This window comes from Paenibacillus sp. FSL R7-0273, assembly GCF_000758625.1.
GTDB lineage: Bacteria > Bacillota > Bacilli > Paenibacillales > Paenibacillaceae > Paenibacillus_AQ.
The window spans coordinates 2158366-2177452 of record NZ_CP009283.1; the positions used below are offsets into that span (position 1 = coordinate 2158366).

The 19087-nt window shown below is 52.7% G+C and carries 15 protein-coding genes; 12 read left to right on the plus strand and 3 right to left on the minus strand.

The features are described from left to right. The first annotated feature begins 88 nt into the window (after positions 1–88). From aroF to R70723_RS09210, 7 genes are all read left to right on the plus strand, one after another. A complete protein-coding gene (gene aroF, locus R70723_RS09180; protein ID WP_039871525.1) occupies positions 89–1135 on the plus strand; it encodes a 3-deoxy-7-phosphoheptulonate synthase in 1047 nt (348 codons plus the stop codon). 283 nt (positions 1136–1418) lie between these two features. Next, positions 1419–2843 carry a type I glutamate--ammonia ligase gene (gene glnA / locus R70723_RS09185; RefSeq protein ID WP_039871527.1) on the plus strand — a complete coding sequence of 475 codons (1425 nt, stop codon included), beginning with the start codon at positions 1419–1421 and terminating at the stop codon, positions 2841–2843. Between the two features lie 468 nt (positions 2844–3311). Then, a complete protein-coding gene (locus R70723_RS09190; RefSeq protein WP_231574854.1) occupies positions 3312–6050 on the plus strand; it encodes a GH36-type glycosyl hydrolase domain-containing protein in 2739 nt (912 codons plus the stop codon). A gap of 110 nt (positions 6051–6160) precedes the next feature. Beyond that, the gene (locus R70723_RS09195; protein WP_039878480.1) at positions 6161–7045 is read left to right on the plus strand and encodes a hypothetical protein; all 885 of its coding nucleotides are present in this window, start codon (positions 6161–6163) and stop codon (positions 7043–7045) included. Positions 7046–7141: 96 nt separating this feature from the next. Then, positions 7142–8242 (plus strand): 3-phosphoserine/phosphohydroxythreonine transaminase, encoded by a 1101-nt coding sequence (gene serC / locus R70723_RS09200; protein ID WP_179088038.1) that lies wholly within the window; start codon positions 7142–7144, stop codon positions 8240–8242. 140 nt (positions 8243–8382) lie between these two features. Then, positions 8383–8847, plus strand: a complete 465-nt coding sequence (trmL, locus tag R70723_RS09205) for a tRNA (uridine(34)/cytosine(34)/5-carboxymethylaminomethyluridine(34)-2'-O)-methyltransferase TrmL (RefSeq protein ID WP_039871531.1) — start codon at positions 8383–8385, stop codon at positions 8845–8847. 125 nt (positions 8848–8972) lie between these two features. Then, positions 8973–9227: an AbrB/MazE/SpoVT family DNA-binding domain-containing protein gene (locus R70723_RS09210; RefSeq protein ID WP_039871533.1), complete on the plus strand. Its 255-nt coding sequence runs from the start codon at positions 8973–8975 to the stop codon at positions 9225–9227. 317 nt (positions 9228–9544) lie between these two features. Here the strand turns inward: R70723_RS09210 and R70723_RS09215 are convergent, their stop codons facing one another. Further along, entirely contained in the window at positions 9545–10612 is a 1068-nt protein-coding gene (locus R70723_RS09215; protein WP_039871535.1) for a phosphodiester glycosidase family protein, read from the minus strand. Then, positions 10609–11016: a hypothetical protein gene (locus R70723_RS09220; protein WP_039871537.1), complete on the minus strand. Its 408-nt coding sequence runs from the start codon at positions 11014–11016 to the stop codon at positions 10609–10611. Before R70723_RS09220 ends, R70723_RS09215 begins: the two co-directional genes overlap by 4 nt. Before the next feature lie 287 nt (positions 11017–11303). Between R70723_RS09220 and R70723_RS09225 the strand changes: the two genes are divergently transcribed. From R70723_RS09225 to R70723_RS09240, 4 genes are all read left to right on the plus strand, one after another. After that, complete coding sequence (locus R70723_RS09225) at positions 11304–11960, plus strand: response regulator transcription factor (protein WP_039871540.1); 657 nt, start codon at positions 11304–11306, stop codon at positions 11958–11960. Between the two features lie 67 nt (positions 11961–12027). After that, a complete protein-coding gene (locus R70723_RS09230; RefSeq protein WP_039871542.1) occupies positions 12028–13251 on the plus strand; it encodes an aminotransferase-like domain-containing protein in 1224 nt (407 codons plus the stop codon). A gap of 307 nt (positions 13252–13558) precedes the next feature. Continuing rightward, positions 13559–14260 carry an ABC transporter ATP-binding protein gene (locus R70723_RS09235; protein WP_039871544.1) on the plus strand — a complete coding sequence of 234 codons (702 nt, stop codon included), beginning with the start codon at positions 13559–13561 and terminating at the stop codon, positions 14258–14260. A gap of 13 nt (positions 14261–14273) precedes the next feature. Next, positions 14274–15038: a hypothetical protein gene (locus R70723_RS09240; protein WP_039871547.1), complete on the plus strand. Its 765-nt coding sequence runs from the start codon at positions 14274–14276 to the stop codon at positions 15036–15038. A 664-nt stretch (positions 15039–15702) separates the two neighbouring features. Here the strand turns inward: R70723_RS09240 and R70723_RS09245 are convergent. Beyond that, positions 15703–16527 carry a DUF2161 family putative PD-(D/E)XK-type phosphodiesterase gene (locus R70723_RS09245; protein WP_039871549.1) on the minus strand — a complete coding sequence of 275 codons (825 nt, stop codon included), beginning with the start codon at positions 16525–16527 and terminating at the stop codon, positions 15703–15705. Between the two features lie 523 nt (positions 16528–17050). On the opposite strand from R70723_RS09245, the gene R70723_RS09250 reads away from it, so the two are divergent. Next, positions 17051–18946 carry a PrkA family serine protein kinase gene (locus R70723_RS09250; protein ID WP_039871550.1) on the plus strand — a complete coding sequence of 632 codons (1896 nt, stop codon included), beginning with the start codon at positions 17051–17053 and terminating at the stop codon, positions 18944–18946. The last annotated feature ends 141 nt before the right edge of the window (positions 18947–19087 follow it).

Sequence of the window (19087 nt, forward strand, 5' to 3'; positions counted from 1 at the left end):
TTAAAAGCGCACACGCGTCGTAGCGAAATAGTATTTTTACATCAAGAGAACATCCATAATTATAATATCCTAAAAGGGGAGCTATCATATGATCGTTATTACTTCTAACCAGACACCGCAGGAGCAGGTAAATGATATTATTGCCGTTATCGAAAAGCAAGGGCTGCAGGTTCACCTGTCACGCGGAGCAGACCATACGGTAATCGGGCTGATCGGCGGGGTTACGCCGAGTCTTGCCGAGCATCTGCGCCAGATGAAGGGCGTGCAGAATGTTGTTAAGATTACCAAATCCTACAAGCTGGCCAGCCGCGATTTCCATCCGGAGGATACCATAATTGATATCCGCGGCGTAAAGATCGGCGGCGAGAATCTCGTTGTTATGGGCGGCCCGTGTGCAGTGGAGTCACCTGAGCAGATTGATGAAATTGCGCGTCTTGTTAAGGCGTCCGGCGGCCAGGTGCTGCGCGGCGGAGCCTTCAAGCCCCGTACGGGTCCTTACAGCTTCCAGGGTGTTGGCGTTGAAGGACTGACTATGATGGCCGAGGCCGGCAAAAAGCACGGCCTGCTGACCATTACCGAGGTTATGACGCCGGAGTATGTTGACATTTGTGCGGAGCATGCCGACATTCTGCAGGTGGGCACGCGCAACATGCAGAACTTTGATCTGCTGCGCAAGCTGGGCACCTGCGGCCGCCCTGTGCTGCTTAAACGCGGCTTCAGTGCAACCTATGATGAGCTTTTGAATGCAGCGGAATATATTCTTGCCGGCGGTAACCGTGATGTTATGCTCTGCGAGCGCGGTATCCGGACCTTTGAAACCTACACCCGCAATACGCTCGACCTGTCTGCAATCCCTGTTCTTCAGAGCCTGAGCCATCTGCCTGTTATTTCCGACCCGAGCCACGGAACCGGCCGCCGCGAGCTGGTAGAGCCGATGGCGAAGGCATCCGTCGCTGCCGGCGCTAATGGTCTGATTATCGAAATGCATACAGATCCTGATAATTCCATGACAGGTGACGGGGTTCAATCCCTGTTCCCGGATCAGTTTGATAAGCTGCTGAGAGATTTGGAGAAGCTTGCTCCGCTTGTGGGGCGTAAGTTCTCTGAATCGCTCGAAGCTGCTCCGATTGCCTGATTAACCCGGCAGCACCTGCTGTCGGCAAGGCCGTCTTTCCCGCTTTCCCGGCGGGCTGGACGGCTGTTTTGCATTCAGCGGGATAGCTTATGCTGCTGTTTAAGACAAGCTGAGAGATATTCACCAAAGCGTCAGAATATCTTACATTGTTATTAAAAATACCTGACATAAGCATTGACGATGTAAGGTATCGGTTTTATAATGACGACAGTTAAAAAAATAAAAACAAGAACATTTGATACTGAGAGCGGGTTAATGTTCGGAACTTGGGGAGGAATTATTCATGTCGGTTGAAAAAGTGTTGCAGACGATCAAGGAAAACAATATCGAGTGGGTGGATTTTCGCTTTGTAGATTTAGGTGGGCGTGCTCATCATATCTCATTGCCGGCATCCGCAGTTGAGGAAGAAACATTTGTTAATGGTGTAGCGTTTGATGGTTCTTCCATCAAGGGGTTCCGCGGTATTGAAGAATCGGACATGGTTATGATGCCTGATCCAAGTACTGTATACATTGATCCTTTTACAGCTCACCCGACGCTGAATATCATGTGTGACATCTTCACTCCTGATGGCGAACGTTATGAGCGCGACCCGCGTGGTATCGCAGTAAAGGCTGAAGAATTCCTGCAGTCAAGCGGTGTCGGTACAGCAGCATTCTTCGCACCTGAGTCCGAGTTCTTCATCTTTGATGATGTCCGTTACGAGACTACAATGCACAGCTCTTCCTTCTCCGTAGATTCCGAAGAAGCAGCATGGAACACGAACCGCAAGGAAGAAGGCGGTAACCTGGGCTTCAAGATTGGCGTCAAAGGCGGATATGTTCCGGTAGCGCCAGTAGATTCCCAGCAGGATATCCGCAGTGAAATGTGTCGTCTGCTTGCTGAAGCAGGCCTTGAAATCGAACGTCACCACCACGAAGTGGCGACTGCGGGACAAGCGGAAATCAACTTCCGTTTTGACACCCTGAAGAAAACAGCTGACAATCTCCTGACTTACAAATATATTGTACAAAACACTGCACGCCAGTATGGCAAGGTTGCAACCTTCATGCCAAAACCGCTGTTCGGTGATAACGGAAGCGGCATGCACGTTCACCAGTCGATCTTCAACGGCAGCGAGCCTTTGTTCTACGAAAAAGGCGCTTATGCCAACCTGAGTGAAATGGCGCTGCACTACATCGGCGGTATCCTGTATCATGCTCCGGCACTGATCGCACTGACTAACCCGAGCACCAACTCTTTCAAGCGTCTGGTTCCTGGTTACGAAGCACCGGTTAACCTGGTTTACTCCAAAGGTAACCGTTCGGCCGCTGTCCGCATCCCGGTAGCTGCTGTAACACCTAAGGGCTGTCGTATTGAGTTCCGTACACCTGACTCCACTGCCAACCCTTACCTGGCATTCTCCGCAATGCTGATGGCTGGTCTGGACGGAATCAAGAAGAAGATCAACCCTGAGGAAATGGGTTACGGCCCGCTGGACAAGAACATCTACGAATTGTCCGATGCCGACAAAGAGAAGATCCGCAGCGTACCAGGCAGCCTGAACGAAGCGCTTGACGCTCTGGAAGCTGACTACGAATTCCTTACAGAAGGCGGCGTATTCACTAAGGACTTCATCGATAACTATATCGCTCTGAAGCGTGGTGAAGCACAAGAGGTTGCCATTCGCGTTCACCCGCACGAATATGCCCTGTACTTCGACGTATAGGATCAGCTGAATAATAATATCAGTGTTTTATCCAGAAGCCCCCGGGAACTTTCCCGGGGGCTTCTTTCTTCTATTATGCTGTTAAGCATCAGATCTATCGAAAATTTTCGTGAATACATACCGGCATGAATACTAATTCTTTTATATATAGAAATGAATGCGATTTATAATTAAAGGGCTACTTCCTTATTCTGTAGAAAACCGGAGCATAGAAGCGAAATCGTTTCACATTTTAATAAATCTTTATGTTTTCGAAACGTATTTTCGTAAAATGGGGAGCTTTATGCTCATAATAAGAGTGAATAAAATAACACTGAAACCTTGATTTAACGCCAGTTATTGAGGTTTTTCAGTTTGTGATATATATAATATGGACTAAGGCTCAGAAAAAACTTTACAAGCTTTGATGGCAGTGCAATAATAATACCGAAAACGGTTTCGTTAATTGATATTGAGAGGATGAACACATTGGCACATACACAGGGATCAAACTGGCAGTTCACCGGCCGGAATGGGGATTTCCGTCTTGAGCAGCCTGACCGGAGCAGCTTTCTGTATTTTCCGCTGGTCAATGAAGGGGGAATGATGTCTTCTGTTACACCGCAGCTTCACGGGCAGGTGACTTCCGGGCATAATACCTTTCTTACACCGCCGCTGTCTGCCGAGGATCTGCACAATTCGCGGGCATCGCGTAATTTCTGGGTCTACATAGAGGGAAAAGGGGCCTGGTCAGCGGCCGGAAACTCAGCCCGCCAGCATGCACAGTGCTATTCAGGGGAGGCGGATAAGTCTGTCCTGGAAGCCGGGCTGCTGTGGCACAAGGTTACCCGGGAGAATGAGCAGCTCGGTATTAAGGCGGAGGTAACCAGCTTTGTGCCGGGCGGAACGGATAAGGCTGAGCTGATGAAGGTTGTGCTCACAAATACAGGGCCGGAAGCCATCCGGATTACGCCGACAGCGGCTATTCCGCTTTACGCGCGGTCGGCAGACGATCTGCGGGATCACCGGCATGTCACTTCATTGCTTAACCGGATATACATTTCAGCCTATGGTGTTGAAGTTCAACCGGCGCTGTCCTTTGACGAGCGGGGGCACCGGGTTAATCATACGTCCTATGGTGTATTTGGCGCGGAAGCGGATGGGGCTCCGCCTGCGGGCTTTTTCCCTGTACAGGAGGAATTTATAGGGGAGGGCGGCAGCCTGGACTGGCCGGAGGCGGTAGTGTTAAATGCCGGGCCGCAAGCCGGACAGGATGGAGCTATGCACAATGAGGGCTATGAAGCGCTGGGCGGAATAAGGTTCGCTGCCGCAGAGCTGCAGCCCGGACAGAGCTGTTCCTATGTTGTGGTTATGGCTATTGCGGAGGATCGGATGGATATTTCCGGGCTTATATCCAAATATGGCTCATCAGCAGCATTTGACGCTCACCTGGAAGCCAATAAGCAGTTCTGGGCGGACAAAGTAAACACAGTGTCCTTTCATACAGGGGATGACAATGCAGACCAGTGGATGAAGTGGGTCACCCTGCAGCCGGTGCTGCGCAGGCTGTACGGGAACTCGTTCCTCCCCTATCATGATTACGGCCGCGGCGGCCGCGGCTGGCGGGATCTGTGGCAGGATTGCCTGGCCCTGCTGATCATGGAGCCGGAGGATGTACGCAGCCTGCTGCTGAATAATTATGCCGGTGTGAGAATAGATGGCAGTAATGCAACAATAATCGGGCAGCAGCCGGGGGAGTTCATTGCTGACCGCAATAACATCCCGCGGGTGTGGATGGATCATGGGGCCTGGCCGTTCATGACCACCCTGCTGTATCTGAATCAGAGCGGTGATCTGGACTTCCTGCTGCAGGAGCAGACGTATTTCCGTGATTCATTCATGAGCCGGTGCCGTGAACGCGACGGCTCCTGGGAGCCTGCTGCAGGAAGCAGCCTGCTGACCAGTGCCGGAGAGGTGTATAAGGGTACGATTCTGGAGCATATTCTGCTGCAGAATCTGGTCCCGTTCTTCAATGTGGGCGAGCATAATAACATTCTGCTGGAGGGTGCAGACTGGAATGACGGGCTGGATATGGCGGCACAGCGGGGAGAGAGTGTGACCTTCACCGCCTTTTACGGGGATAATCTCTATGAGCTTTCTAAGCTGCTGCGCACATTGAAGGAGTACACCGGAAACAGCACGCTGGAGCTGGCAGAAGAAATAGTGCTGCTGCTGGATTCCCTAGGCGAAAGTGTAGATTATGCATCGGTAGCCGCCAAGCAGGAGCGGCTGAACCGCTATTATGCAGCTGCCCCGAACACGGTTAGCGGCTCACGCACAGTGCTGGAGCTTGCGCAGGTAGCGGATGACCTGGCTCGAAAGGCAGAGTGGATCTTCAGCCATTTGCGCAGCAATGAATGGGTGGAAGGTGCTCACGGGGGCGGATGGTTCAACGGCTATTATAATAATGATGGTGAACGGGTTGAAGGGGAGACGGCAGAAGGAGTGCGTATGACGCTTACCGGACAGGTATTTCCGCTTCTCGGCCACGCAGCAGCAGCGGAGCAGATCCCTCATATGATCGCCTCTGTGGAAAGAAACCTGTTCGACGCTAAAATCGGCTACCGGCTGAACTCAGACTTTGGCGGGATCCAGCAGAATCTGGGCCGCGCCTTCGGCTTTGCTTTTGGCCACAAAGAAAACGGGGCGATGTTCAGCCATATGACCATAATGTACGGAAATGCGCTGTACAAACGCGGATTTGTCCGTGAAGGCTATAAGGTGCTTGACTCGCTCTACAGCCTGAGTGTAAATTTTGAGGTGAGCCGGATGTATCCGGGGATTCCGGAGTATATCAATGAAAAAGGCAGAGGGATGTATACGTATCTGACCGGCTCGGCCAGCTGGCTGCTGCTGACGATGGTTACCGAAGTATTTGGCATCAAGGGCCGGCTTGGTGACCTGCTGCTGGAGCCGAAGCTCGTTAAGGAGCAGTTCGGCGATTCCGGTAAGGTCTCCATCAAGACACTGTTTGCCGGCCGTGAGCTAGAAGTCGTCTACACGTCCGCAGGAAGCTTGGAATACGGGGAGTATCAAATACACGGGGTTACGCTGAACGGCGCTGTGGTGACGCTTCAGCGCGTCTCAGAGGGCGTGCTGATTCCGCGTGCTGTCCTGGAGAAATTGCCTGAAGGAAAGCTGCATCAGCTGGAGGTCCGTCTGGCCTGATTTCTTTTGAATAATGAGGAGTGCCTGCGCTGCCTGACAAGGTGCCGCAGGCGCTTTTTGATAAGCGTGAGGGTATAAGAACCGGTTATACAGAAAGGGAGGGACTAGAAATGGCGCATCAGCTCTCAAATGGTATTTTGACTGTAGATATTGCGAGCCCTGGTGATTACAGCGGCACCCGGTTTGACTGGACCGGCTTCATTACCCAAGTCACTCTGGAGGAAGGGAAGCATACCTTTTGTGTTCCGGAGAGCCTGCATCCAGGACAAGGAAGCGGAGGGATCGGGCTGTGCAACGAATTCGGAATTTCCCGGGCAATCGGCTATGCGGAAGCAGCTGCAGGGGAGTGGTTTCCTAAGCCTGGGGTGGGTCTGCTGCAGAAGCTGGATAATACCCCGTATGATTTTACAGCAGAATATCCGCTGATTCCGTCTGAAATAACTGCCGGCAGGAGTGGCCATAACATCATGTACAGGGTTAATTCTGCGGAATGCCGGGGTTACAGCTTTCTTTTGACAAAAAGGATTTCACTGGACGGAGACCGGCTTATTATCGATTATACGCTTGAGAACACAGGCTCAAAACCGCTTCATACAGAGGAATATATTCATAATTTCATAGGAATTAACGGAGCGCCGGCGGGGGAAGGCTATGAGCTGAGGCTGCCGGGCCAAGCCGGTGTGCATGAACCGGAATCGCCGTATACCTCAGGGCTGCTGCAGGTATCCGGAGACCGGGTGCGCTGGAATGCACAGCCGGACCGTCCGTTCTATTGCCGGCTTAGCGGCTGGGAGCCGGAGGCTGCGGATTGGTACTGGGAACTGGTTCACAGGCCGGGCGGGGCAGGAGTACGTGAGAGCGGAAGCTTCCGTCCGGAGCGGATGGCCCTCTGGGGCGAGCGGCATGTTATTTCGCCGGAGGTTTTTGCGGCCATCAGTATTTTACCGCGTCACAGCAAGGGTTGGAGCCGCAGCTATCAGTTTTTCACGTTCTGAACCCTGCTGATGTTACGCTACATGTGAATAATTATACTTGCTGGCGTGTTGGAATGCTGCTATCATAGCGATATCCATATTCGTAGGAGAGAAAGGATGGGGGCAATTTTGAGCAAGAGAGCATACAATTTTAATGCAGGACCGGCGGCGCTGCCGCTTGAAGTACTGGAACGCGCACAGGCGGAGTTTGTCGAATTCCGTGAGAGCGGAATGTCCATTATGGAGATGTCGCACCGCGGGGCAATATACGAATCCGTGCATAATGAAGCGCAGGAGCGTCTGCTTTCACTGCTCGGCAATCCGGAAGGCTACAAGGTATTGTTCGTACAGGGCGGGGCCAGCACACAGTTCGCCATGATCCCGATGAACCTTATCTCCAGCGGACAAGTCGGCAGCTATGTCATGACAGGAAGCTGGGCTGACAAGGCCCTTAAGGAAGCGAAGCTGGTAGGGGAAGCGCATGTTGCAGCATCCTCCGAGGACAAGAAGTTTCTGGCTATTCCGGAGCTGGGCAGCATCAAGCCCGCTGACAATGCAGCCTACCTGCATATTACCTCCAATGAAACGATCGAAGGTACACAATATGCGGAGTACCCCGATACAGGCTCTCTTCCGCTGATTGCCGATATGTCCAGTGACATTCTGAGCCGTTCCTTTGATGTCAGCAAATTCGGGCTGATCTATGCCGGCGCACAGAAGAACCTTGGACCATCCGGGGTTACTGTAGTGATTGCCAAGGAAGAGCTGATTGCCAAATCACCTGCGAATATCCCGACGATCCTGCGTTACGATACTCACTACAAGAACAACTCTCTGTACAATACACCGCCATCCTTTTCTGTATATATGGTCAATGAAGTGTTAAAATGGATTGAGGAGCAGGGCGGGCTTGCCGGCATCGAATCTAAAAACCGCGACAAATCCGGACTGCTGTATGATCATATCGACGGCAGCGACGGCTTCTACCGCGGTGTAGCGGAAGCGGGCAGCCGCTCCATTATGAACGTCACCTTCCGGATGCAGTCCGAGGAGCTGGAGAAGCAGTTCGTTAAGGCTGCCGAGCAGGAAGGCTTCATCGGCCTCAAGGGACACCGCAGCGTCGGGGGCTTGCGCGCTTCCATCTATAACGCCGTTCCTTATGAGAGCGTTAAGGCACTTTCTGATTTCATGAAGCATTTCCGGCAGACACAAGGCTAATGATGACATTTCCGGACCTTCCGCTACTCAGGCGGAAGGTTTTCTGCTTTTGTGTTGATCAGTCCGCCCATCATCCCAGAGCAGTATGCAACCTAATAACACAGGGCTGAAGCAGCCTACAGAGAGGAAGTTATTTGATTATGGCATTACACATTGTGCTGGTTGAACCTGAAATTCCGGCGAACACCGGCAATATCGCCCGCACCTGCGCAGCTACAGGCACTCATCTCCATCTGGTCCGCCCGCTGGGCTTCCGGACCGATGATGCAACACTGAAACGGGCCGGACTTGATTACTGGCATGCTGTTACCATTGAATATCATGATTCGTTTGCGGAGGTTCTGGAGAAATATAGGGAAGGGCGTTTTTTCTACGCTACAACCAAGGCCGAGAAGCGTTACACGGACTTTGCTTTCCGGGACGGTGATTTTTTTGTTTTCGGTAAAGAAACCAAAGGACTGCCGCCGGAGATACTTGAGGCTGGCCGGGAAACCGCGATGCGCATGCCGATGGGCCAGGCAGTCAGATCGCTGAATTTGTCCAATTCGGCAGCAATTATTGTCTATGAAGCGCTGCGTCAGCTGGATTTTCCGGAACTTTTTTAAAGTAGACACTTTTTTTTATTTTTTTCAGCAGGATTCGACATATTTAATAACGAAATAGAAGAATACTGCCGAAAAAAGTAGTAGCTACTAATTCAATAGTTGAACAGGAGAGGTGTACGTAAGATATGAAACCTGCTGGCGTAGTTCGTAAGGTAGATCAGCTGGGTAGAATTGTTCTGCCTAAGTCTCTGCGGAAAAGGTACCAGATGAATGAAGGAGACCCGGTGGAAATTCTTGTGCAGGGTGACCACATCATTCTGGAGCGCTACCGTCCTAAATGCGTATTTTGCGGATCGATGGAAGGCGTAAGCGAATATAAAGACCGTTATATTTGTGCTGCTTGTCTTTCAGAAATGACACAGCTGCCAAGACACGCTTAAGTTATCCCCGCTTCCTTACAGGAAGGCGGCAAGCAACATTCTTACATAGTACGGTACTGCGGTGTACCCCGCAGGCCAACACTGAAAAAACGCCGCACATTGTGCGGCGTTTTTTTGAAGTAGACGGCGGCTATAAGCCTTTTGTTTTGTCGTCGTTGTAGGATGAAGTCAGAATTCCGGTCAGAAACAGCAGAAAAACTAAAGTGACAATCCAAAAGGTCAGGGAGAACGACATGCCGGACACCTCCATAAAGGATTGTAATCGTTATCCTGATTATAACCTGCTGCCTGCCGGGATTAAAAGCTAAAAATTTTAGCTATTTAAAAAACAGGAAATTCGTCGGCACCTGCCGCAAATTTCCGTCGGAGGGCTTGTTAATCACTTTACCTTTGAAGATAAGGGAAGCGGAGCCGCCGCCGTCCAGATTATAGGCGTCGACTACGCCCATGCCCCACAGCTTGTTCTGCAGTTCCATCAGCGTTGCTCCGGAGTTGCCGCTCTCATTATAGCCGTCAGCAACCAGCACCAGAATCTGGTCATCCTTATATTTGCCGATGATGGTGCGCGGTGCACGCGCAGGGCTCGTCTGCCATTTGAACGGAATAGGCTGCAGCATGCTGTTCTGGATCAGCACAGGCACAAAGGTAGCGCCAAAGGCAGGCTCAAGCTGATCAAGCTGTGACTTGCTGCTGAATTTCCCGCCGATCAGCCGGCCGGATGTGCTGAGGCCGACAAAGCTAAGATCCTTGTAGGTCGGTTCAAACCCGTACAGATATTTGCCGTCTACAATGGTGGTAGACAAAGGATACCGCTTGCCGTTCTGATCTGCAAAGCCTCCGGCATTGATTCCGGCTACTGCACCATGGCGGTTAACCGCCTGCATCGTAGTCTCGGCTTGCCCGGTGCCGTCACCGGCCAGGCTCATTTTCATGGCGCCTGCATCCTTCAGCCGGATTTTGAGCGCATAAGCCTTATAGTTACCGGGATTCAGCCGGTATAATTCAATAGTAATCCGGTCGCTGGTGATAACATCAGCCGGAATGCCAAGCTTGGCAGTTATCCGCCGGTTATAAATTGTTTCCGGACGGGACACCTGAGCTGCAGCTGTATTGACCAGCGCATTCATTGCGTTCGTAGTCTGGTTGTACAGGTGTGCGGTAGCCCCGATGGCATCAATTGTATAGGAAGCTGAGCTTTGGGCCTGAAGCAGCTCCTTCTTGAGCAGGGCTGTCTGTTCCACCGGTCCGGCCTCAGCAGCAAACTGGCTGATATTCAGGTCGAGAGTCAACTTAGGCTGATAGCCCAGCAGGACAATCACTAAACCGATAAAGGGTGCCGTCAGAAGCATGAAGAAACGGTTGACTCTTTTTACTGGGGTCATCATTTTAACAGATCCATCTCTTTCTTGAGTGAATCGAGCTGTTTTTTGACCTCGCTCAGCTGGGTATACAGCTTATTGCTGTTATCTGTTTTGTTGCTTGCGTTGTCTTTGGTAAACGTCAGCAGCTCGTTAAAGGTCTGAACCGTGTTCTGCAGCTCCTGAACCTCCTCCGAGAGAACGGCAATCCGGGCTTCATAATCGGTCTTCAAAACGGTAAGCTGCTGCTGGCTCTGATTGCCGAGCTCGGTCAGCACCTGCTGCTTCAGATGATTGGTATAGCTGTAGACAGCGTATACGCCTAGTCCAATCATCACAATCCAGAACAGTAAAAACCATTTTACGGAAGAACCGTTTCTCGCTGCAGTACGGCGCGAGTGTACAGGGGTCGATTCCGCTAGCGGTTGCATTTCAACATCACCTCAAGCTATTTTTTTCAAGTCCCCATTCTATCAGACTTTTACAAGTTTCGCAAAAGTGAAAGGGCGAGCTGCGCAGGTGAAAAAGTAATTGCATCCTATTAAAGTACTGCGATACAATTTCTATAGATTGGAATATCTGAGAGGCGTATTCAAGGTAAAAGAAGGAAGAATCAGTTATGTACAAACAACCCTCCTTGCTTGCGTGATAGCCAAAAATGCTTAAAGCGCTTTCCTCTCAGAGTAATTATATAGACAGCAGGAGGTCTGGGGGAGTAATGATGAAGGTTTGGCGGGTGGTCATTGTGGGGTGTCATCCCACTAGTATGCTGGGTACAAAATTAATATTGGAGGAAGGAGGAGAGCTTGCCGTCCTCGGGATGTATTCCACATGGAGCGAAGGCCTGTCCAGTGTGCAGGAGCATCAGCCGGATCTGGTGCTGGCGGATTACCAGATGCCTGAAGGCAATGTGGAGCATGTGCTGCCTGAGCTGAAGAGCAGCTGTGAGGATGCGCATATTATCGTTATGACGGATGAGGAAGACAGCCAGCTGTTCCAGCCGCTGCTTGAGCTGGGAGCGAGCGGAGTGCTGTCCAAGGGTGCATCTGCCCGGCAGCTGCTGCTAATGATCGGTGGCCTGCGGGAGGGATTTCTGTCTGTTCCGCTGAACTGGATTCAGAAGGGCTACCGGCCGGCAACCTCCTCACGCGGGCTGGACAGCGTCATGCAGCTGACACAGACGGAGATGTTTATCATGGAGAGGATTGTGCAAGGAATCACTTACGATAAAATTGCGCTGGAAATTCAGGTTAGCAGGCGCTCGATAGATAATTATCTCCGTAAAATTTATGTGAAACTAGATGTAACAACGAGGGCCCAGGCCATCGAGAAGTTCGCGCTTTTCTCAAGGCAGAGCAAGCAAATCTACGCATAGGCTAAGCTCAAGCGACATAAAGCCGGCCATGCTGGAATATTCTTGGTACCAGGGAAGGGGGGAACATATGAAGTATGAGTTTTCTGCCCGTGCGCATACGTTGATTTCTTCACCGCAGCTGAGCATCCGTACCCAAACGCGGCGCGGCGCGTTAATCTCTCTGGCGGAAGAACTGCCGGCAGAAGAATTGTTCCCGTTGTCGCTGCTTGCAGAGGCGGCCTCGACTGTTATCTCAGCTGACGCAGGTGCGCTGCAGTACGGTGATCCTGAGGGGTATGCCCCGCTGCGGGAATGGCTGACCGGAGACTGGCTGAAGGGTAAAGGAGTGACCACCGCAGAAGGCGGAGTTCTTCTGACAACGGGGAGTCAACAAGCCATCGACCTGCTGTCCCGGGTTTATATCGATCCGGGTGACCGGGTGCTGGTAGAGAATCCGACCTCTCCGGGGATTTTGCAGGCGCTCCGTATGCAGGGTGCAGTCATTATTCCAGTAAAGGGTGACCGGGACGGGCTGCAGCCTGATCATCTAAGGGCCCAGATTCACCAGCACCGTCCGAAGATGCTGTTTGCAACGCCAAGCTATACCAATCCCAGCGGTATCCTCTGGAGCCTTGAACGGCGCAGGCAGGTGCTTGAGCTGTGCATCGCGAGTAATCTGCTGATCGTTGAGGATGATTCCTACGGGGATCTGCATTTCAGGCGCACCGGCAGCGGCGGAACGGCGGCTGCGCAATATCCTTCATTGTATGCACTGGAAAATATCAGCAAAAACGGACACGTACTCTACATAGGCTCGTTCAGCAAGACCGTGGCGCCAGCGCTGCGGACGGGCTGGGCGGCAGGCAGCCGTGAGCTGATCTCGATGATGGCAGCAGCCAAGCAGATGGCGGACTGGCAGTCCAGCTCGCTGAACCAGCGGCTGCTGCATCATCTGCTGGATGTCACGGCCTTTAATCTGCGGGAGCACATCGCTGTGCTGAACCGCGAATACCACACACGGCTCAAGCTGATGTCCGAGCTGCTGAAACGCTCCGCCTGGAAAAACAGCGAATACGACATGCCGGAAGGCGGCATGTTCCTGTGGGTCTCGCTGCCGGAGGGGCTGGATGCGATGACGCTGCTCAAGGTGGCGCTGGCCAAAGGCGTCGCCTTCCTGCCCGGCCAGCTCTGCAGCGTCAGCGGAGGCGGTGACCGTATCCGGCTGAACTTCAGCCATCCCGGCCGCGATGAGCTGCTGCTGGGCATGAACCTGATGAGCGAGGCTGTAAATGAGTTTACGGCGCGGAGCTGAAGGAACAGCAGGCAGGAGGCAGGCAGATACGGATTAAAAGTGAATTAACAGCAGCTAAGCAAGCTCCAGCCGGAATGGGGCTTGCTTTTTTGCGTCCGCCGGGGCGGGGGCATGAGTATAGGAGTATTGTAAGGGCTGAAATAGTGCAGGAATTTGTGTTGCTGACGAGAGGAGATACAGATGATGCCAGAGAGAGAGAAATGTGTAAATTTGGTGACGGTGCAGGGATTGTATGGGAGGCACGGGTCTAACGTTCAGAAGCTGGTAAAGCTGGCGCAGGTTCAAACAGAAAGGAAGGCAGAAAAGCATGGCTGCGGAGAACATACTGGAATGCAGCGGTCTTAGCAAAAGCTATGGCCGCAAAAGTGCTCTGAACGGACTGGAGCTGAAAGTCGGGCGGGGAAAGATTGTCGGGCTGCTGGGAAGAAACGGGGCGGGGAAAACAACCCTGATGAAGCTGATTGTTTCACTGCTCCGCCATTATGAAGGCACCCTGCTGGTAGACGGGAGAAGACCCGGTGTGGAGACGAAGAAAATTGTATCCTACCTGCCGGACCATGAGTTTCTGTATCCGTGGATGACGGTGGAGGAGAGTGTCACCTTTTTCGGGCATGCGTTCGCTGATTTCCGGGCGGATAAAGCCAGTGATATGATCGGCACACTCGGCCTGAATGTCAAAGACAAGGTAAAGTCGCTGTCAAAAGGGATGAAGGAGCAGCTGAGTCTTTCGCTGGCTTTTGCCAGAGAGGCCAAGCTGTATGTGCTCGATGAGCCGCTTGCTGCGGTGGATCCGTCGACCCGGGATAAAATCATGAAGATTATCCTGGACCATTTTACCGGAGACAGCACCATTCTGGTCAGCACCCATCTGATTCAGGGAGTGGAGCCGCTGTTCACCGATATTGCCATTGTGGATGAGGGCAGGGTGCAGCTGCAGGGGAGTGTGGCGGACATCAAACGGGAGTACGGGATGGCTTTAGAGGATGTTTTTAAACAAATTGTGAAGTAAAGGGAGTGAAAATATGATTCTTGTCCATCAGTTTAAGCTCGAATGCAGAAAGCACCTGGCGGTGTTTGGCTCACTTGCCGGTCTGAGTACGCTGATTAATCTGTATTTTCTGTTCAGCACACAGCAGGATTTGGCCTTTCTGGCGCTGACCGCGAATATGGTGATCGGACTGCTCGTTCCGCTATATATTTACACAGATTTGTACAAGGAATTCTTCACCGGTGTTATGCCGGTTAATCATCTGCTGCCGGTCAGAACGTCCTCCTTGTTCGCTGTAAAATCAGCCGTGTTCATCCTTGGCAGCATGGTGGTATGGTCAACCACGCTTTTGGAGGTTTTCCTGAATCCGGCCGGCCTGTATCAGCTGCGGATAGAGCAGTCCTCGAGTCCCGCACTCGGCATTCTCTACCTGGTGCTGTCCAAGCTGCTCAGTCTGCCCGCAGGCCTGGCTCTGATCGGACTTGCACTGGCAGCCGGCAAAAGATTCCGCAAACCCCAGCTCAGCCATCTCTGCATTGTGGCAGTACTGGCCGGTGTGGTGGCTGTCCAGTTTGCAGGGGCTGTGCAGGGGAGCTGGCACTGGAGCATCGGCACGTCATCGGTGGATTCTTTTAAGCAATACGCGAATCTGCTGAGTGTGACTCCCGTCTCCCGGGTCCGGGCTACAGACATTAATGAGACTATCAGCTGGGTGACGGTGGGCAGCAACGTCCTGGTCATGCTGCTGGCCGGCAGCGCCGCGTCCCTGCTTCTGAACGGGCGGGGGTATGAGCTGTGAGCAGGCGGCTATGTGGGTCGGGTGCGGTTAAGTTTGGGTGGTGCTGATAGGGGGATGGTAGAGTGTTAGTGAGTGCTAATTAAGAGCTAGTGGAGAGCTAGTTGGGACTAGTACAGTACTAATTAAGAGCTAGTTGAGGATAAACCGGATGTGTTGGTCTTTCCTCCGAGCTTCAGGAGTTGCTCAGACGTTGGAGCTCAGCAGGAGGTCGTTTTAGTTGCAGTTTGTACACTTAAAATCAGCAGATTATTCTGCTAACAACATATAAGTGTACTTTGTGCAGTTAAAATAGGCTAAAAAGGTTAAATCGGACGTTTTTGCACATTTTAGCTGCACGGAATGCATCTATTTTACTTTTTCGAAGAAAAACAGGCATTTTAGTTGTATGGAGTGCAGTTAAAGCTGCGTTGGGTGGCTGGGGGGAGGGGTGTGAGCGGGCTGGTGGTTGGTGGAGGTGAAGAGTAAAGAGTAAAAAGTGTTTTCGGGCTGGTGTTAGGTGGATGGTGAATAAAGATGCGCGCAAGGTTGGTAGTACGCATGAAGGCGCGACTATTGCACTGCAGACACGAGTATACACTGGGTGCCGCATGGGAGGCACTCGCGTAAGAGCAGCAGGCGGGGCATCCTGCGCCAGCTGCTTTTACGCGCAGAAGCCCGCTGCGCGCTACCCCTTGCCCGCGCTGATCTCGGCGATCGCGGCGTATTCCACCAGCGCGGCCGTGCCGGCTGGCGTCAGCTGGTACCGTCCGCGGTTCACCCGTGTGAACCAGCGGTAGTAGTTGCGCTGCAGGATCGCCGCAGCGCCAGGCACCCCGCTCCGCCTGCGCAGCTCGGCGGGCGTGATCCCTTCCCGGCCGGGTGCAGCGGCCGGACCCCCGGTAGGCGCATCGGCGCCTGCCCCGCGCGCGGCGCTCCGCCCGCCGCGCTCCGCAGCGAGGCCGAGCGCAGCCTCGGCCTCAAGGGCCTGCAGCGCGAGTGCCACGCGCAGCGCCTTCTCGCGGTAGGCAGTCACGAGCTTGACGCGCGTGCTGCCGCCGGTGTTGTAGTCCCCGCTGCGCTCGCGGAACTCATAGAGCAGCTTCTCGCGCCGCCGTGCGCCGCTGCGGACCTGAGGCGGCGCGTCGCCCGGCTCCGCGAGCACCTCGACGAGCGGAGCCTTCGTCTTGTAGAAGACGACGGTGATCAGCCCGAGACCGAGCCGGCGGCACAGCCCGGTAAGCTCGCCCCAGCGCTGGTTCACCGCGCCTTTTTTGTCGCGGACGCGCTCCACGGCAAGGTAGACGTTGGGGCTGAGGCGCAGACGTTCAACCCCCTGCAGCAGCAGGGCGAGATTGAACGTTTTTTTCATCTCCACAATCAGCGGCTGGTCTTCACCCTCGCGCAGGCCGACCAGGTCACAGGTGCGCACCTCCCCCTTGATCGAGTAGCCATACCGTTCAAAGTAAGCCTTAAGCGGAGCATACAGCTCCGTCTCATGCTTAATCGCCATCATAGTCACTCCCCGCAGTTGTCCTGGTTGTTGCATGCTTAATCGCCATCATAGTCACTCCCCGCAGTTGTCCTGGTTGTTGCATGCTTAATCGCCATCGTAGTCACTCCCCGCAGTTGTCCTGGTTGTTGCATGCTTAATCGCCATCGTAGTCACTCCCTGCAGTTGTCCATTCTGTCTCATGCTTAATTGCCATCATAGTCACTCCCCGCAGTTAACCTGGCTGTTTCATGCTTAATCGCCATCATAGTCACTCCCCACTGTCATCCTGGCTATTTCATGCTTGATTGCCATCATAGTCACTCCCTGAAGATTTCCTGTTCGCACACCGCTTTTTCCCATTATATAACGTTTAGGGCTCAACCCGTACAGTTAACGTGATATGTGAAGTTCTATCGTTCACAATGATTCTCTATTATAGCACAGCAAAAAAGAGGTCAATTATCCCGGGCTCCCGCATAGGTATGTAATACACTTTTAAAGCCAATCGAGCAAGTAGGAGCGCAAGAGGAGGCAGCGAGCAATGGACATTTTTGAGCGTATAGCTTCGTATCGGGCTGAGAATGACCGTTTGGCGTGGAGCGGCACCTTTAAGGATTATATAGGACTGCTGAGAAAAGACCCCTCTCCCGCTAAGACGGCTCACTCCCGTGTATACGACATGATCAAATCACATGGCGTAGAGGACATCAACGGACGCAAGCGGTATAAGTTTTTTGAGCAGGAAATCTTCGGGCTTGACCGTGCGGTTGAAAAGCTGGTGGAGGAGTACTTCCATTCGGCGGCACGCAGGCTCGATGTCCGCAAACGGATTCTGCTGTTAATGGGGCCGGTCAGCGGCGGTAAATCGACCCTGGTTACACTTTTAAAACGCGGCCTGGAGCAGTATTCACGTACCGATGCCGGTGCCGTATATGCGATTGAAGGCTGCCCGATGCATGAGGAGCCGCTGCACCTGATTCCGCTGGAGCTTCGTCCGGAGATAGAGCGGGAGCTCGGTGTACGGATTGAAGGCAACCTATGCCCGTCCTGCCAGATGCGGCTGAAAAATGAATACCACGGCGACATCGAGCAGGTTAAGGTTACCCGCGTTATTTTGTCGGAGGAGGAACGTATCGGCATCGGGACCTTCAGCCCGTCTGATCCAAAGTCACAGGATATTGCCGACCTGACCGGCAGCATCGACTTCTCGACCATTACGGAATTCGGCTCGGAATCCGATCCGCGCGCCTACCGGTTTGACGGGGAGCTGAACAAGGCCAACCGCGGCCTGATGGAGTTCCAGGAAATGCTGAAGTGCGACGAGAAGTTCCTGTGGAACCTGCTGTCCCTGACCCAGGAAGGGAATTTCAAGGCCGGCCGGTTCGCGCTGATCAGTGCGGATGAGCTTATCGTAGCCCACACCAACGAAACAGAGTATAAATCTTTTATCTCCAATAAAAAAAATGAGGCGCTGCAGTCCCGCATGATCGTCATGCCGGTGCCTTATAATCTTAGAGTATCGGAAGAGGAAAAAATCTACGCCAAGCTGATCGGCCAGAGCGATATGAAGCATGTGCATATTGCGCCGCATGCCCTGCGGGCAGCTGCGATTTTCTCCATCCTGACCCGGCTCAAGGAGAGCAAGAAGCAGGGGATGGACCTGATCAAGAAGCTGCGGATGTACGACGGCGAAGAGGTCGAGGGCTATAAGGAAGCCGATCTCAAGGAAATGCAGACCGAATATCTGGATGAGGGTATGTCCGGCATCGATCCGCGGTATGTTATTAACCGGATTTCCAGCGCTCTGATCAAGGGTGATCTGCAGTGCATGAATGCGCTGGATGTGCTGCGGGCGATCAAGGACGGACTGGACTCCCACCCTTCAATCACCAAGGAAGAGCGCGAGCGGTACCTGAACTTCATTTCCATAGCGCGCAAGGAATACGATATTCTCGCTAAAAGCGAAGTGCAGAAGGCGTTCGTATATTCTTTTGAAGAGTCGGCCAAAACACTGTTCGAGAACTATCTCGACAACATCGAGGCGTATTGCAACTGGACCAAAATCCGTGACCCGCTTACAGATGAAGAGATGGAGCCGGATGAGCGGCTGATGCGCTCGATTGAAGAGCAGATCGGCATCTCCGAAAATGCCAAGAAGGCCTTCCGCGAAGAAATCCTGATCCGTATCTCGGCCTACTCGCGCAAAGGCAAGAAGTTTGAATACAACAATCACGACCGGCTGCGCGAAGCAATTGAGAAGAAGCTGTTTGCCGATCTGAAGGATATCGTAAAGATTACCACCTCGTCCAAAACGCCGGATGAGAGCCAGCTGAAGCGGATTAATGAGGTGTCCAGACGCCTGATCGAGGAGCATAACTACTGCCCGATCTGCGCCAATGAGCTGCTGAAATATGTGGGCAGCCTGCTGAACCGGTAAGCTTAGGAATAACCAAAAAGCCATGTCAGTGCTTCGGCGCTGGCATGGTTTTTTTGTTTGCCGTTTTTTCACAATCTGAATTCCAGTGAGTTGTTAACAAATGAAACGGATAGGCCCTTGGATTTTCTTAATTAGCTTAGA

Coding starts and splice junctions, on each gene's coding strand:
- R70723_RS09225 (WP_039871540.1), top strand. CDS start 11,304: ATGATGAAGGTTTGGCGGGTGGTCATTGTGGGGTGTCATCCCACTAGT.
- R70723_RS09230 (WP_039871542.1), top strand. CDS start 12,028: ATGAAGTATGAGTTTTCTGCCCGTGCGCATACGTTGATTTCTTCACCG.
- R70723_RS09220 (WP_039871537.1), bottom strand. CDS start 11,016: ATGCAACCGCTAGCGGAATCGACCCCTGTACACTCGCGCCGTACTGCA.
- serC (WP_179088038.1), top strand. CDS start 7,142: ATGGGGGCAATTTTGAGCAAGAGAGCATACAATTTTAATGCAGGACCG.
- R70723_RS09240 (WP_039871547.1), top strand. CDS start 14,274: ATGATTCTTGTCCATCAGTTTAAGCTCGAATGCAGAAAGCACCTGGCG.
- trmL (WP_039871531.1), top strand. CDS start 8,383: ATGGCATTACACATTGTGCTGGTTGAACCTGAAATTCCGGCGAACACC.
- R70723_RS09245 (WP_039871549.1), bottom strand. CDS start 16,527: ATGGCGATTAAGCATGAGACGGAGCTGTATGCTCCGCTTAAGGCTTAC.
- glnA (WP_039871527.1), top strand. CDS start 1,419: ATGTCGGTTGAAAAAGTGTTGCAGACGATCAAGGAAAACAATATCGAG.
- R70723_RS09215 (WP_039871535.1), bottom strand. CDS start 10,612: ATGATGACCCCAGTAAAAAGAGTCAACCGTTTCTTCATGCTTCTGACG.
- R70723_RS09250 (WP_039871550.1), top strand. CDS start 17,051: ATGGACATTTTTGAGCGTATAGCTTCGTATCGGGCTGAGAATGACCGT.
- R70723_RS09210 (WP_039871533.1), top strand. CDS start 8,973: ATGAAACCTGCTGGCGTAGTTCGTAAGGTAGATCAGCTGGGTAGAATT.
- aroF (WP_039871525.1), top strand. CDS start 89: ATGATCGTTATTACTTCTAACCAGACACCGCAGGAGCAGGTAAATGAT.
- R70723_RS09195 (WP_039878480.1), top strand. CDS start 6,161: ATGGCGCATCAGCTCTCAAATGGTATTTTGACTGTAGATATTGCGAGC.
- R70723_RS09235 (WP_039871544.1), top strand. CDS start 13,559: ATGGCTGCGGAGAACATACTGGAATGCAGCGGTCTTAGCAAAAGCTAT.